The organism is Snodgrassella sp. B3882 (assembly GCF_026535915.1).
Classification (GTDB): domain Bacteria; phylum Pseudomonadota; class Gammaproteobacteria; order Burkholderiales; family Neisseriaceae; genus Snodgrassella.
Genome location: NZ_JAFNPF010000003.1, coordinates 43,936 through 60,134, shown reverse-complemented (window position 1 = coordinate 60,134; position 16,199 = coordinate 43,936). Strand labels below are relative to the sequence as shown.

The following is a 16,199-nucleotide window of genomic DNA, read 5'->3' as shown; positions in this document are numbered from 1 at the left end:
ATGCGAAGCAGTGATATATTAATTGTTGACGATGAAGTAGGCATCCGCGATCTATTATCAGAAATATTACAGGATGAAGGCTATACCGTCACCGTTGCCGAGAATGCAGATACTGCTCGCCAGCTGCGTCAGCAAACCCGTCCGGCAATGGTATTGCTGGATATCTGGATGCCAGATTGCGATGGAATTACCCTATTAAAAGAGTGGGCTAAATCCGGACAGCTGACCATGCCAGTGGTGATGATGAGCGGCCATGCCAGTATCGATACCGCCGTTGAGGCTACTAAAATCGGGGCATTGGACTTTCTGGAAAAGCCCATTTCCCTGCAAAAACTACTTAGCACAGTTGACCGTGCTCTCAAATATGGGCAAATGCAGGCAGCGTCTAACCTGTCCCTAGACAAACTTGGTCACAGTCAGGTTATCAAAGAATTGAATCAACAATTAGAGCAAATCGCTCGGTTCAGTTCTCCGGTATTGTTGACTGGCGAAATGGGATCACCTTTTGAACTGGTGGCTCGGGCGCTTCATAAAAGTGGCACCCCTTGGATTGAGCCCAGTCAAATTGACCAGATAGTTGATGCACCGATCGAACTTTTGCAAAAAGCCAGCAATGGCATACTTTATCTGGGTGACATTTCTCAGTATGGGAAAAGTACCCAACAAGGCATTGGCTTTCTTCTAACCAAAGCCGACCGCTATAACGCCCGAGTGATATGTATTTGCAGTCGCCCGATCAAAGAAATGATGAGCGACACGCTGCAAGATAACAAACTTTTGCATACCCTATCATCATTAATCGTTGCTATTCCACCGCTGCGTGCGCAACTGGACGATATGGTATTTCTGGTTGAACAAATCACCACCGAGCTGGCAGAAAGTCAAAAGATTCCGATTGTAAAATTTACCACAGCAGCCCTAAACGAATTACGCCAATACAATTGGCCGGGAAATTTGGAACAACTGCGCAATATCGTAAAAAGTTTAATGCTTACGGCTGAGAATAACGAAGTAGATGTTAAAGCCGTCAACAGCATACTTAACCAGTTTACCCATCAACAGCCACTGGAAAACGTGGGTAAATTCGACTTTGATCTACCATTGCGTGAACTAAGAGAAAATCTGGAAAGAAGATATTTCGAATACCATATTGCGCACGAAGGTCACAATATGAGCAAAGTTGCTCAAAAAGTTGGCTTAGAAAGAACCCATCTTTACCGTAAGCTCAAGCAACTTGGAATCCAGTTTACCCGCCGTCAAACCGAAAAATAACTGGCAGAGTTAGACTTAAATAAAAACATAAAAAGGATAGTATTAATTTCATTCATACTAACTGGAGAATTTTTCAAAGGAATATTCCAATAAAACATTGATTTAGCATGGCATAGACGTTAAGGTTACAACCAACCTAACCACTAGCCATTCAGGTCAATCATGAATGTTATTCCACTTAGCTTTGAATTTTTTCCGACGCGTTCTGAAGAGGGTCGGCGTAAACTGAGTATTACCCGTAAACAACTCAGCCAATATCAGCCTGAGTATTTTTCCTGTACATACGGAGCCGGTGGCACCACCCGCGCCGGTACTCTTCAAACCATTACTGACATCATGAATGATGGTGTGGCTGCTGCACCCCATCTGGCATGTATTGGCGCTAGTAATGAGGAAATGACAGAGCTGCTACATACATATAAACAAATGGGTATCCGCCACATAGTAGCATTACGTGGAGATGTGCCTTCAGGAGTTGGCTTCGGACAACAAGGCTTACGATACGCAAATGAACTCGTTGGACTAATCCGACAAGAATTTGATGATTGGTTTCATATCAAAGTGGCAGCATACCCTGAATTTCATCCGCAGTCGCGCAGTGCTGAAGATGACATAAATCACTTTGTACGCAAATGTCAGGCAGGAGCCCATTCAGCCATTACTCAATATTTCTTTAATGCCGATAGCTACTTCTGGTTTATCGATGAAGTTCAATCTCGAGGTGTAGATATCCCCATTATTCCAGGCATCATGCCTATCGCCAGCTTTTCTAAATTGGCACGATTTTCCGAAACTTGTGGTGCCGAAATACCTCGCTGGTTGCGACTAAAACTTCAATCTTATGCAGATGATACTGCTTCCATCAAATCACTTGGATTGGATGTTGTTACCGAGATGTGCGACCAATTATTAAGACAAGGGGCACCCAGCCTTCATTTCTATACCCTAAATCAAGCTGGTTTAGTTTCTACCATTTGTCAGCGACTGGGATATTAATAACCTATTTAATATTAGAAAATATAAGCATTTCATAGCCTAATATTTAGACCTAAAAAAAGAAGCTTAAGATCAATTGCCAACCAAGCATCGTTTTAAGCAAATAATCTACCATTGATAACACTAAAAACTGAATAATCGATATTAAGCCATCTAGATATTAATTGTTCAAATAAATCATCATTGGTTGTCAACGCAGTTATTGCTCTGACCTGTCTAACAACCAACTATGATTAAATGCCGTTCACCTAAAAATTAGCAATTGAAACTAGATCAGGTAAACAGATTAAAGTAGTACCCATATCGATTTTTTTATAAACATCATCAAATACAAATAACTATACTGAATCTTGATCGGTTTTATTATCTAAACTACTTATGCTTGAATGACTTGATACCAGCTTTTCCAGATTACTATTTATTTTGAATAAAATACTGATTAATTCAAATCCCAAACGCGCTAAAATGATATTTGTTAGAATAAAAATGATTCCTGAAAAAATACCAAATAATCCAGCGCCAAAACTCATTTCGAATGATTGAAAACTGGAGAATAGAATCCCTATACCAACCAGTACGATACAAAACAAACACAACCAATAAAATAAAGTAATGAAAACCGGGGTATACATCTTCTTAAAAAAGAAAAAATCTTTTATTGTAAAACCTTTATCATCCATCATATTCTCCTCAAATTTAGACTATGTCATAATCATATATTACCACTTCAGGCATATTGATCATTTAACCCATTGAATAATATCATACATTTTATTTTTGCCATAAAAAACCAACAGTTTGAAACTGGATTATTCGGCAACCGAAAATGGATCTATTCTTCAACATTATGTAGCGGGTAAAATTTCTGTTTACAGATGATGGTCGTTGAAACTAAATATCGTTTATATAATGAATTAGTCGCGAGTAAAAATAAGCTTTTGAATAAATCTAATCACTTATTTTTGAAGTTCGTCAGAATTAAAAACCGCCCAAACCTTTTTTTGAAGATATAAAAAAAGTGCCAACCGAAATAAACTATTCCTTGTTGACACTGATTTCGTATATTAAATAAATCTTATTGCAAAGATAATACTCTTTAATGTGTTAGCAACTGGTTTAAAAATTGCTGCGCTCGCTCATGTTTCGGATGAGCAAAAAACTCTTCCGGTGGCGCTTCTTCCACGATTTTTCCGTGATCCACAAAAACGACTCTATCCGCAACTTCTCTGGCAAAGCCCATCTCGTGAGTGACCACCATCATCGTCATACCACTCAAAGCCAAATCCTTCATCACTTTGAGTACTTCACCAATCATTTCAGGATCGAGAGCAGAAGTGGGTTCATCAAACAGCATTATCCGAGGTTCCATAGCCAGTCCGCGGGCAATGGCAACCCGTTGTTGTTGACCACCTGATAATTGCTGTGGGAAAGCATCTGCTTTATGATCCAAACCTACAATATTTAATAATTCTCTCGCTTTTTTTTCAGCATCAGCACGACTTTGTTTTTTCACTTTCATCGGCGAAAGCACAATATTTTCCAGAACAGATAAGTGTGGATATAAATTAAAATGCTGAAACACAAAACCAACTTCAGTTCGAATTTTATTGAGATCAGCATTCGGAGCGGCCACATTTATTCCATCCACCCAAATTTCACCTTGCTGAATTTTTTCCAACTGATTAACAGTGCGGATCAGCGTTGACTTGCCACTACCAGATGGTCCGCATACCACCACCACTTCACCCTGTTCAACTTTCAGATCTACTCCATTTATGACGTGTAAATCGCGAAACCATTTATGCACATTTTTAAATTCAATCATGTATTCCTCAGTACCATAAAGCAACCAGCCACAAATAGCTTAGGCCGATGCTGCAACATCTAACAGATGATTACTCAAAGTCACATACATTTCAGGAGCGATCCGCTCTGGTCTGTCACCCGGATCAATTCCGACTTCAATCATAACCGCATCATCTGCCCAATCCTTCAAATTATTATGAATCGTTTTACGACGCTGTTGAAACGCCTGCTTTACCAATGCAGCAAAATGAGCAAAATCACGAGCAATACCGATTCTACCTTTTTGTGGAATCATTCGTACCACCGCAGAATCAACCTTAGGTGCCGGCTTAAACGATTCAGGGGGGACATCAATTAAACATTCCATATCAAAAAAATATTGCAGCATGATACTCAGGCGTCCATAATCATTTGTGCCCGTTGCTGCAACCATACGTTCCACCACCTCTTTTTGCAACATAAAATGCATATCGATAATATCATCTACATATTCACCAAAGCGAAAAAGCAAAGGCGTAGAAATATTATAAGGTAAATTGCCGACGATTTTTTTTCGTCCAGCAATTGAATTAAAATCAAATTGCAATACATCCCCTTCATGAATCACCAACTTACTAGCAAAAGGGAGATGGCGTAATCTCGCTACAATATCACGATCAATTTCTATCACATGCAATTGCTTAACCGACGCAGCCAAGGGCTCTGTAATCGCTGCTAATCCTGGACCAATTTCAATCACAGTATCTTCAAATTGCGGGCGCACTGCACGCACAATGTCTTGTATGACTGCTTTATCTTGTAAAAAATTTTGGCCAAAACGTTTACGGGCGCGATGTTCTTTCATATACATTCCTTCAAAGATGCCCTATTATAAAACAGTCATGCCGCGAACAATCATATTCTTCCATTGATTTGCACCTTCAAACACATTCAATTGAAAGATCGGACAGCCTGATCGATCAATTTGGCAAATAACGCATTGGGTTAACTGCCTGACTATTCACCCGTACCTCAAAATGCAGCTTGACTCCCGTCGTACCACTGTCCCCCATCGTCGCTATGACCTGACCAGCCTGCACTGTCTGACCGTTACGTACTTTAAGCGTTTCATTATGCGCATAAGCAGTAATAGTAGAATTGCTATGCTTAATCAAAATCAGCTTTCCATAGCCACGTAATTCTTCTCCGGCATATTGAACAGTACCGCTTGCTGCAGCTTTGACCGGCATACCACGCACACCGGCGATATCAATACCTTTCTGGGTTTGACCGTTAAAACTACTGATTACCGTTCCACGTACAGGCCACTGAAGTTTAATATTTGGCGTTTGTCCACCACCGCCACCACTTTGCTTAGGCACATTTCTATCACGGGGCTTAGCTGGGGGATTTTTGGGTTTAGATGGCACAGAAGCAGTAGAAGCCGGTTTGCGCACCCGAATTAACTGTCCAACCTTAATCGAATTGGCATCCGGTAAATTATTCCAACGCACCAAAGTACCCACACTTTGATTAAAGCGTAAGCCAATACGATACAAGGTATCACCACGTTGCACCCTATAATATCCGTTATGCTCATTTCCCTTAGCGACAGGTGCGCTTGGAGCATAATGACTGCTAGAGCAACCACCTACCATGAACGCGCAACTGACAAAGAAGCACACCAAAACATATCTTATTGACATACAATCGGTTTTCCAGATTAACTTCATCAAATTTTTGCCCCTGAACGTTTATCCCCTGTTAGAATAAACCAACCAATCATTGCAGCCATATTAACATAGCTTGGATAACAGAATCGTTATATCACTGAAAACAAAAATTTTGTTTCTATCATTGATACATTTTGCAACCGCGTTACATCATGCTGAAAAAAATCAACCCAAGAAAATAAGCAGTTTCCATAACCAGCATATTGAATTATATGCGGCTGCATCCATTTAAAATACATTACACTTAGCAGGTAAACACAGAATGCGTTATATCCGGTGGCTATTTTTAATCGTAGCAATATTAGAAGTCATATCCATTATAATAGTGAGCCATTACATTGGTGGCGGATGGACATTGTTCTTAATGGTAGTTTCCGTATTTTTCGGTCTGTCCATGTTGCGTAACACGGGCATATCAGGATTATTCGTCGCGCTAGCCACCATCAATTCCGGTAGCAAAATCTCCCTATATCAACTATTGTGGCCTTTCCGATTTATCTTTGCTGCTTTATTGTTAATCAGTCCTGGTTTCTTTTCTGACCTCATTGCTGCCATCTTACTTTTACCAATAAAAGGAAAACCTCTGACCAAGGACTCCAGCAACCCTTTTTACAGCCAATTTTCGGCAAATAACGATGATATTATCGAAGGTGAATTTACTGTCGATTCATCCAATCAGGAACCCTCAACTCAGCAACACTCTGATCAGCTTCCGCCTAAATAAAAAACCGTCCAGTAATATCTGGACGGCTTCCATTTCAAGCCTGACTATTCCATTCGCATTTGCGGGAAAAGAATCACATCACGAATAGTTTGCGCATCAGTCAACAACATCACCAGCCTATCCATGCCAATACCACAACCACCTGTAGGTGGCAAACCATATTCCATTGCCCGAATATAGTCGGCGTCATAATGCATAGCTTCATCATCACCGGCATCCAACTGTGCCACCTGCGCTTTAAACCGTGCAGCCTGATCTTCCGGATCATTCAACTCTGAATACCCGTTTGCCAACTCCCGACCAACCACAAACAGCTCAAATCGTTCAGTTAAACCTGGTTTAGTGTCCGAACCCCGCGCTAATGGAGAAACTTCTACCGGATAGTCGACAATAAAGGTAGGTTGCCATAACTGACCTTCTGCACATTCTTCAAACAAAGCCAGCTGCAAACTTCCTAGCCCCTGTGCCATCGGTATACTGCCACCCAATTTTTTGATTTCAGCTTGCAACCAAGCTTCATCACCCAATTGTTCCTCAGTATAATGCGGATTAAAATGGCGTATAGCTTCTACAATGGTCATGCGAGCAAAAGGCTTACTCAGATCCACTTCCTTACCATTGTACATAACCACTGCACTACCTGTAGCAGCAATCGCCGCAGCACGGATAACCTTTTCCGTCATCTCCATCATGCGCTGATAATTAGCATAAGCCTCATAAAATTCCATCATAGTAAATTCAGGATTATGGCGCGTACTCATGCCTTCATTACGGAAATTGCGATTGATCTCAAATACCCGTTCCAAACCACCCACAACCAAACGTTTTAAATACAATTCTGGAGCTACCCGCAAATAAAGATCCATATCAAGCGAATTATGATGGGTGATAAACGGTTTTGCCGTTGCTCCGCCAGGGATAGGATGCATCATTGGTGTTTCGACTTCAAGATAACGTTCATCCACCATCACATTGCGAATTGCCTGAATAATCTGACTACGCTGAATAAACGTTTTACGAGACTGCTCATTCGTAATCAGATCAACATAACGTTGACGATATTTGAGTTCCTGATCGGCCAATCCATGAAATTTATCCGGTAATGGACGCAAAGACTTAGTCAGCAAACGTAATGCAGATACTCGAACGGTCAATTCACCATGATTGGTTTTCATCAACTCACCTTCAGCACCGACAATATCGCCTAAATCCCAGTGCTTGAATTCATCATGCAGAACTTCACCCACACCCTGATTATTGATATACAACTGGATGCGCCCAGTCATATCTTGAATCGTCGCAAAACTAGCCTTACCCATATGCCGCTTCAGCATAATCCGCCCAGCCACCTTCACAGGTATGGCTTTTTCAGCTAAAGCATCCTTATCGAACTGCTCAAACTGTTGGTGTAAATCACTTGCAAAGGCATCACGTTTAAAATCATTTGGAAAAGCAATGCCTTTCGCACGAATGGCTGTCAGCTTTTCTCGACGATGTGCCATAATCTGATTTTCATCTAATTGTTCTGTCTGCTCGGCTGCTGCCGGCGTATTTTGCTGTTCACTCATATGCATCCCTATACCATACCTGATAACCGTTGTTACCAGATCGCTTTAACTAATCACAATGTGCACATTATGCCAGTTTTGGAAATCAAAAATAGCCGTCTATTCTAAGCTAAAACAGCCATTTTGACACCTAAAACACCCATTTATCTTTTAATGATTATCATCACGATACAGTGTCATACATAAAAAAACTGATTTTGTCACATTTCTTGCACTACAATCTAACAAAACGGGTAATTTACACCACTCATGGCCTATTTATCCCTTACGTAGAGCCTAATTTTTAGTTGCCAACATCACATCAAGCCATTGCAAACAGCATATCCTGACCAGCGATAAATTAACCTACATAGGTTTAATCAATCAGTAGGCTGATATTGATAACCATCACCAACTCAATCAATGCCTGAGCAAATCGCGCCCATTTCAAAACCCTATTTTCATTTTCGGCGCATATCCGTCAATGACGGCGAAGCAAATCAAAATTTTATTAAGCTTATAAATATGAATATCAACAAATTGATTTAACATAATTTATCTATATAAATCAGCTCATTAACCATAGTTGCGCAAATAATGATTTCATCTAAACAATTGATTTTTTTTCCATATAGCAAACATAACTGACAAACTCAAACTACAGGAGATGCCTATGTATCAACTTCATCAATATGACACCGACACCGCCATGAATTCAGCCTTGGCCAATGCCATTAGAGAAGATCTACAGCAAGCCATCAACCTGCGTGGTAAAGCTTCTCTTGCCCTTTCCGGTGGCCCCATTACCATTGAACTATTTCAAATCCTAAGTCATACCCAATTACCCTGGAGCCAAGTCTACATCACATTGGTTGATGAACGTTGGGTTGATCGGCATCATGAAGACAGCAATGAAAGACTGATACATACACATTTACTGCAAAATCAGGCTAAATCAGCCCATTTTATCAGCATGACTACTGAAGCGGAAAATCCTTATGACGGCGTTGATGAAATTGGGCAACGCCTGAAACAACAGCTCCCTCTGCCCATAGATGTTCTGGTCTTAGGCATGGGCAACGATGGACACACTGCTTCCCTTTTTCCGCATGCTGCTAATCTTGCCAAAGGGTTAGATATGCATTCAAACCAACTGGTTATAGACATGAAACCACTTACAGCACCACACGATCGCATTTCACTGACATTACCAGTCATCGTAGCTAGCCAACACTTGTATTTACAATTATCCGGTGCAAAACAAAATCAAGTTTTTCAACAAGCTTTAGATGGAAACGATAGCAACGATATGCCCATACGGGCAGTATTACAGCAACGTCCAGATTTAGAAATTTATCAATCGCTATAAAGAAAACGCCGCTTATAAGCGGCGTTTTTCCATTATTTGTATCATCTTTACCATGAATAGCGGTAATTCAGACTGGCACCGAATTTTTGTTCCGTTTTTTGTCCGTTTGCATAATTGAGTTTGAAATCCGCATGATTATTGCGATCAAAATCCACACCGACTCCAGCTTCAAACAAACCTGAACTTCCCGCACCCTTAATAGACAAATATTCATCATCAACAATAACATTGCCTAAGCTATTTTTATCATGCAACCAATAGGCACCAACATATGGTGTAAAACTCACTTGTTTTACATTAACAGAGGTTTTAATCGATCCGCCAAGTTGACTACGATAAAAATGAGTAGATTCCGTATATTGATCCCCAGATAAACGACCGACTGTCAGACCAAGCTTAGGTGTCACCACCCATTGATCGGCCAAGCGAATATCCCGACCAAATAACACATCTAAACTATGTGCATTCCAGCTTGTATCATCCATTTTATTCGCTGAAGTTTTGAAATGACTATAACGATAAGATCCGTCACCAAACCAACCGTTGATGTTTTGCCACCCAGCGTAAATACCAGTCGTCCAAACCTTAATGTTGCCGTCTTTATAGTCACCGTTAAAATCAACACTTGAATGACCACGACCAACAAAAGCACCCAAATAAAGCTGATTATTTTCATTACCAATAGGTAAAATATGATCATAACCCAATTGCAGACTATAAGATTTTTGCTTGAATCCAGAGGTCATCAAATCATAACTGGTCTGTGTACTGTCAAAATGATTATTGGCATAATTACTGTCCAACCACAAATTATTGGTACGTGCATGATCTTTCAAATTATTGAACCGCGTATTGAGTGGCTGCTGTAATTGATAGACAAACTGATTGGCTGCCTGACGCATGCCAATTAGAGAGTTGGCATAATCACTGATTTCATAATATGAACCATGCTGACCACCTCCGGTTGCCAATGCACCATTAACATTATTCAAAATCCATTGATTGCCATCTTGTTGAAAAAAGTAACGATAGCGACCGGCATCAACATAATTTTGCATCATAGAAAACGCACCGTCTCCTCCACCTCTTACCTCGACTAAAGTCACCTGACCATTGGCAGTTTTCGGACGTTTACGACTATCAGCAACACTTATTTGATGCTGACCATGTAACTGTCCTTCAATAATGATCTTATCTGATTGTCCATCAGCCAGATTTGTATTCATATTGAATACACCATTACTGCCGTTGAGATCACCGTGAATTGTCAATATTTTAAAATTATTGCTACTTCTGGAACTCACACCGCGTGAATGACCATCATGGCGAAATGAAACCGTTGAATCATGAATATTTAATTCATCCATTTCACTATTGCCAGTGATCAACCAACTGGATCCGTTTTTAAGATTAAAAGTTATTTTTGGCGATGGGCGCAAATCAATAAAAATTCGTCCAGCCAACTTTGAATGATCGGCCGTTAAAGTAAATGGTTGTTGTGCAGCTATGGATTCATCTCCTAATTTTTCATCATCCTCATCTGCTTCTGAATATAAGCGACGATCATTAATACCTAGCAATGCATCTTTCGCCATAAAAGAACTATTTTTAATATTAAAATTATTTTCCTTGGGTGTATATTGACGTGTATGCAAAGAAATTCCATAACCTGCTTCGATACTACTATTTTCAATATTAACATTGCTACCATTTGATAGATTAAATGCAAGACTTTCAGGATTGGAAAAATTCATACTACTGTCAATAAAATTAACATTACCTTTATCAAAAACTGACACCCCCATATTCCACTGTCCACTACCTTTTATTTTGATGCGCTTAAAATTCAACTGACCATCTTCTTCACTCCTACCCGCGAAAGAAGTATATGCATCTGCACCTAAATTAATTGTGGAATCGTGTGCATCTATTTTACCCGTACTACTGTACACCTCATATGCTACAGAATTAGCTGAATCAATATTCATATCCGCTTGCGAATCAACGTAACCAGCAGTCACGTCTACAGCCGTCATTCCAATATTATTAAATTGTTTTGGATATCCTTTTAAAGTAAATTGAACACCCTTGGGGATAATTGCCGAACTGCTATCTGATTCAATATTTACACCGGTAAGATGGAAGTGGTCTCTTTTATCACCATAGGCAGGATCGTTTAAAAATGAAGAGTCTAAAACAATATTGGCGTTTTTATCAAAAATTAACTGAATTGGTTCAGTTTCACCATAAGCATCGGTATCAAAAACAACGCTATAATGATCTCCACTTAAGAAATCGTTGACATTAGGAACTGAGTTTTTATAGTTTTGACCAGAAATCAAAACTGTTCCATGCAAATTTGATCCACTGCCAATCCGACACCCTGAAGGATTTGAACATACGCCACTTGCCATGCTATAAGCAGAAAAAGAACCAAATAGTGTTAAAAGTATGGCGTTAATTTTAGTCTGAGTAAAATTTGATTTCATCGTAGTTTCAAATATTTAAAATAATAATAAAAAAATAATAGCATAATTAACAATACATGTGTTATTTTTAGTTAAATATATTTTATTTATTTTAATATTTGTATGATAGCAATCAATTAATTACGTGACTACGTCATTAATCGTGCCGGTACTTAAGCATAAATAATAATATTTTAATGGCATATATGCACGATCATGGTAATTTAATCATCATGGTTGGTATGTTTAGTAACACAAGTTAATAAGATGACTTTGCAACAGCTGAATTTTTGATGGGGCCCTATTTACTGGCTTAATTAGATAATTGAATTGTTAGCTTTTCGCTTCTATACTGATAAAAATCTAACATCTATCCCCTTTTCTCAACTAAGACGATCATGATTGTATTTGCTAAGCATTGCCAATATATTTACTGATTTATTTGAAGACCAATTCTTCAGAAATTTTGGATCGTCAAATTATTTCAACCAGGCTTATTACTTTTTCCGAATAAAAATGACCCAATCGCTTAGGTTAAATAATTTTGCTCGCTTTAGGCATAATTTATGTCGATATCGACCATTATTAGCTCAAATTCGAATTTCTTGGCTTAATTACCAGCTTCAATCTTTGCATCAATAACCTACGTATTTTTCTTTGGGAATATTCTGCTTTTGGTCTAACTTGATTACTTTATTTTATACTGATTATTCAATTATCTAATAAGCATAATATGACGAATTAAACTTCACAAAATATGCTAGATGATCAATTACGCCTATTTAGTATTAAAATTCATTGAAAATTATAGAAAAGAAAAAATCCAATTTTTTAAGTCTTAACTAAAATGTGTCAACTAAGCTGCAACCGGGTGTTATTGTTTAGTTCAGTAAGATTAATCTGTATTTATTTGCAACGTTCAATTGCAATTATCCATGCTTGATTGCATAAATAACCTGTGTATTCGGATAATTGATAAATGATTGCGGAAACAGGTATTCGCCTTCAAAGATAGGATAGTTTATAAGCGTCCATTTAGGATCGAATGAAGGTTCAATTTGCCTGATAGAATCAAATAATAAAGTGGTGCAGTACAGGTGACTTTTGTCCCGACTAGCTAAAATAAATGGCTTACCACGTTGAGTTAAGAGTAAATTAGCAATTTGCTGTTTTTGCTGTGAAGTTAGAAACAACGGACGAATAATCGCGCCTTTAGTTGCCAGTTGGGGGCTGAGAAAGTGATCCAAATCAGAGATAATCACTTGATCAGAATATTCTTCTTCATCATTGGTGGTAGCATGGATAACTTTAACATTAGGCTCAGTGGCAATTATCATACCAATATGGGAATATTCACTTTTACCCAAATAACTGATCCAGCGACTGTCATTGACTGTCCCCATTCTAACAACCCAATCGCCAATCTCAAGTTTAGGTAAATGTAATAATGCATTGATTTGAGAATGCTGATGGCGATCATATACAGTAACAATCACGCCTGTCAGCAGCATGGAGGAAATCAACAACAAGACTAAAAAACGTTTACGCATAATAAAAAACTTGCAATGAGCAAGTCTTGACAAGTTGATATGTCATGGATTTTCCAGTACCGTTAGATTGAATTGATCGTCTATTGCGCATACTTGCGTTGGCGGAATCTGTGAATTTCACTGTAACAACCGCTTTAGCGTATTGTTAATCATCCGAGTATTTCGCTTCAGCAGCCAAAAACACGGCTACCGCACCTTTTTGCTGCATCTCGCCTAGCTATCGTCATACCTGCTTGAATTAACCAAAAAGCAAATCTTTCATATCAGCACTTTTGATTATTCAATACTGCACTTTTACAGCTTGTAATAAATAAACCCTGGTTAATTTTCTATCATTGACCAATAAAATGAATTATTGATCAATAACTTTATTTTGTCATTTTTTCGCTATGCACATCAATATTGTTCACTTATCCAGATAAATCATCCATCCTGTTTTGGTCTTTTTTAACTCTATATCCGTGCTATCAATTTCCTGACTATTGTTAAAACTCACGTTGACTTTTACAGTTGCGTATTGTTTGTCATTTGATAACCTGGCTTTCTCAGCATCTATTTTTTTTATACCGCCGTTTTGTTTGGCTAACTTGGACGTTTGCTCAACCAATTTTTTCATTTTACCTGAAAATATTTTTTGTAATTCTTTATCTTTTTTTTCCTCTTCTTTGAAATAAATTAATGAAACTACCGTTTTTTCATTGCCTGAATAAATCGCTTCTACCCAGTCTTTTGCAACTGATTCTGGAGTGGAACCCTTATTACAGGCAGTAATAACAAAAATCAACATCAGCGTGGTTAATAAACTTATCAATTTTTTCATAGCATTTCCTCTAACTTCATTTTTACCATGTCCATAATATAGATCTGTAAAAATTAAATACTGTTGAATACATTAAACTTAAAAAAGTATAACACAATGTTTCATTTATCAAGAAAGGTAATTAGGATAGGTTGTTATCAATGGTTGGTAATTGGCTATGCTTGTCGCTCTGACGTCTTTCCAGTCAATGATCAGATCTTTATTTATTGATATATTTTAAGTTGATCAAACCATCTCTCTTCTGTTGTCGCTAAATTCTCTAAAGCAATAACTTTTCTCACCGATAATGGTTACGTAGACAAAAACGTTTAATTTATCGTGTTTTTATAATCATTAATAAATATTAATCTGCTTATCAACGTAACGAACTTGCTAATATTATCAGGAAATAGAGCGTCATAATTATTGGCAACCTAAAGACAATTGAACAATAACCAATTAACAGAATAACGGTGATTAATGTGAATTTCCACAATTCATGCATTTTCACAAAAGTAGAAATCATGTTGTCACCACATTAGCTTCTGCATGCCAGATTTAAACAAGATCCTAATTGAAACAACTTCACTCCTGCCATGATCGCTGCTACCCCGATAATCGCAGTGATTAGGCCAAAACAAGTTATTACCCCGCAGATAACCATAAGAAGCCCGAAGATTTGTTGCATAATCGTAGTAAATCTCACCTTTTTTGGCAGGTATCAGTTATTGTAAATGCAATGATCTTGTCTGCATATTAATGCATATTTTTCTAATAGTGGAAAGATTGGCTTTAAAGTTACACGAGTTTTAATAATCAATTTAATCTCAATAAAAAAACTCTATCGTATAAAGGTTTTTTCAGTCTTATCATCAATTAATAAGGATATGGTGATCATTGTCCACCATTTGCGGCCAAAATAGCGAGAGTTAATCCAAATATTATAAACGCATAAAATAACGCATATAAACACAGCACAATAATAGTTGTGATTAATGTGAATTTCCAATATTCATGCATATTCTCAAACGTAGCAACCATTTCATCACCACTTTGAGTTTGGCAAGCTATATTCAAAGAGGATCCTGATTGAAACAATTTAACTCCAGAAATGATCGCTGGCACCCCGATAATGGCAGTAATAATACCCAAACAAGTTAATACCCCACCTATAATCATGAAAACCCCGTAGATTTGTTGCATGAGGGCAATAAATCGCATCTTTTTTTGTAATATTTCGGTTAATTTAATTGAAACGGTATTACCTTCACGATAATCCATAATTTTCCCAATAGTGTAAAATTTGCTGTAAAGTTGAACGGGTTTTAATAATCTATTTACTTTGAATAAAAAAACCTCTATCGAGTAGAGGTTTTTCAGTTTATGATGAGTAAATGTAAAAATAGTTATTAATGTAAACCTTTTGCTGCCATGATACCGGCAGAGATACCAAACATAAGGATAACCAAGTAAAATAAAACAGTCATGATAAATGTGATTAATGTGAATTTCCAATATCCATGCATATTCTCAAACGTTGCAACCAATTCATCGCCACTTTGGGTTCTGCTAGCTATGTTCAAAGAGGATCCTGTTTGAAACATTTTATATCCTGAAATAGCCATCGGAATCCCGTAAATAGCAGTGAATATGGCAATACAGGATAATACCCCACCTATAACCAGCAACACTCCGGAAATTTGTTGCATGATCGCTATAAACCTCAATTTTTTTTCTAATATTTCAGTTAACTTAAATGAAATGGTATTGCCTTCACGATAATCCATAATTTTTCCCAAGTTAGAAATTTGTACAATAACAGTGGATATAAGAATAACATTTATAGCAGGATTAACAAAGTTTTTTATTCATTAACCGTTATGAAATATTATTTAAATTGTTATTAACGCAAAAATGATCGTGAGTATCATTCAAGCTAAATCTACTGAAAAAAAT

The 16,199-nt window shown here is 37.9% G+C and carries 15 protein-coding genes; 4 read left to right on the top strand and 11 right to left on the bottom strand.

Features of this window, described 5'->3' with window-relative positions; all coding sequences use genetic code 11:
- Both J3U68_RS09515 and metF read left to right on the top strand, forming a co-directional pair.
- Positions 1-1,272: a sigma-54-dependent transcriptional regulator gene (locus J3U68_RS09515; protein ID WP_267376405.1), complete on the top strand. Its 1,272-nt coding sequence runs from the start codon at positions 1-3 to the stop codon at positions 1,270-1,272.
- Positions 1,273-1,434: 162 nt separating this feature from the next.
- Positions 1,435-2,268, top strand: a complete 834-nt coding sequence (gene metF, locus J3U68_RS09510; protein WP_267376404.1) for a methylenetetrahydrofolate reductase [NAD(P)H] — start codon at positions 1,435-1,437, stop codon at positions 2,266-2,268.
- A 338-nt stretch (positions 2,269-2,606) separates the two neighbouring features.
- Here metF and J3U68_RS09505 read toward each other — a convergent pair whose 3' ends face one another.
- From J3U68_RS09505 to J3U68_RS09490, 4 genes are all read right to left on the bottom strand, one after another.
- Positions 2,607-2,948, bottom strand: a complete 342-nt coding sequence (locus J3U68_RS09505) for a DUF4282 domain-containing protein (RefSeq protein WP_267376403.1) — start codon at positions 2,946-2,948, stop codon at positions 2,607-2,609.
- A gap of 416 nt (positions 2,949-3,364) precedes the next feature.
- Entirely contained in the window at positions 3,365-4,093 is a 729-nt protein-coding gene (locus tag J3U68_RS09500) for an amino acid ABC transporter ATP-binding protein (RefSeq protein WP_267376402.1), read from the bottom strand.
- A gap of 39 nt (positions 4,094-4,132) precedes the next feature.
- Positions 4,133-4,918, bottom strand: a complete 786-nt coding sequence (gene rsmA / locus J3U68_RS09495) for a 16S rRNA (adenine(1518)-N(6)/adenine(1519)-N(6))-dimethyltransferase RsmA (protein ID WP_267376401.1) — start codon at positions 4,916-4,918, stop codon at positions 4,133-4,135.
- Positions 4,919-5,033: 115 nt separating this feature from the next.
- Positions 5,034-5,759, bottom strand: a complete 726-nt coding sequence (locus J3U68_RS09490) for a peptidoglycan DD-metalloendopeptidase family protein (protein WP_267376400.1) — start codon at positions 5,757-5,759, stop codon at positions 5,034-5,036.
- Positions 5,760-6,048: 289 nt separating this feature from the next.
- Between J3U68_RS09490 and J3U68_RS09485 the strand changes: the two genes are divergently transcribed.
- Complete coding sequence (locus J3U68_RS09485; protein WP_267376398.1) at positions 6,049-6,510, top strand: FxsA family protein; 462 nt, start codon at positions 6,049-6,051, stop codon at positions 6,508-6,510.
- A gap of 44 nt (positions 6,511-6,554) precedes the next feature.
- On the opposite strand, the gene lysS is transcribed toward J3U68_RS09485, so the two are convergent.
- Entirely contained in the window at positions 6,555-8,078 is a 1,524-nt protein-coding gene (gene lysS / locus J3U68_RS09480) for a lysine--tRNA ligase (protein WP_267376397.1), read from the bottom strand.
- Positions 8,079-8,730: 652 nt separating this feature from the next.
- Here lysS and pgl point away from each other — a divergent pair.
- Positions 8,731-9,426: a 6-phosphogluconolactonase gene (gene pgl, locus J3U68_RS09475; RefSeq protein WP_267376396.1), complete on the top strand. Its 696-nt coding sequence runs from the start codon at positions 8,731-8,733 to the stop codon at positions 9,424-9,426.
- Positions 9,427-9,473: 47 nt separating this feature from the next.
- Here the strand turns inward: pgl and J3U68_RS09470 are convergent, their stop codons facing one another.
- The 6 genes from J3U68_RS09470 to J3U68_RS09450 form a co-directional block, all read right to left on the bottom strand.
- Positions 9,474-11,915: an autotransporter outer membrane beta-barrel domain-containing protein gene (locus tag J3U68_RS09470; protein ID WP_267376394.1), complete on the bottom strand. Its 2,442-nt coding sequence runs from the start codon at positions 11,913-11,915 to the stop codon at positions 9,474-9,476.
- Between the two features lie 908 nt (positions 11,916-12,823).
- Positions 12,824-13,444: a YiiX/YebB-like N1pC/P60 family cysteine hydrolase gene (locus J3U68_RS09465; RefSeq protein ID WP_267376393.1), complete on the bottom strand. Its 621-nt coding sequence runs from the start codon at positions 13,442-13,444 to the stop codon at positions 12,824-12,826.
- Positions 13,445-13,850: 406 nt separating this feature from the next.
- Complete coding sequence (locus tag J3U68_RS09460; RefSeq protein ID WP_267376391.1) at positions 13,851-14,264, bottom strand: DUF4878 domain-containing protein; 414 nt, start codon at positions 14,262-14,264, stop codon at positions 13,851-13,853.
- Positions 14,265-14,781: 517 nt separating this feature from the next.
- Positions 14,782-14,931 carry a DUF5362 family protein gene (locus J3U68_RS10725; RefSeq protein WP_416384664.1) on the bottom strand — a complete coding sequence of 50 codons (150 nt, stop codon included), beginning with the start codon at positions 14,929-14,931 and terminating at the stop codon, positions 14,782-14,784.
- 206 nt (positions 14,932-15,137) lie between these two features.
- Complete coding sequence (locus J3U68_RS09455) at positions 15,138-15,524, bottom strand: DUF5362 family protein (protein ID WP_267376390.1); 387 nt, start codon at positions 15,522-15,524, stop codon at positions 15,138-15,140.
- Between the two features lie 128 nt (positions 15,525-15,652).
- Entirely contained in the window at positions 15,653-16,030 is a 378-nt protein-coding gene (locus tag J3U68_RS09450; RefSeq protein ID WP_267376389.1) for a DUF5362 family protein, read from the bottom strand.
- Positions 16,031-16,199 lie beyond the last annotated feature (169 nt).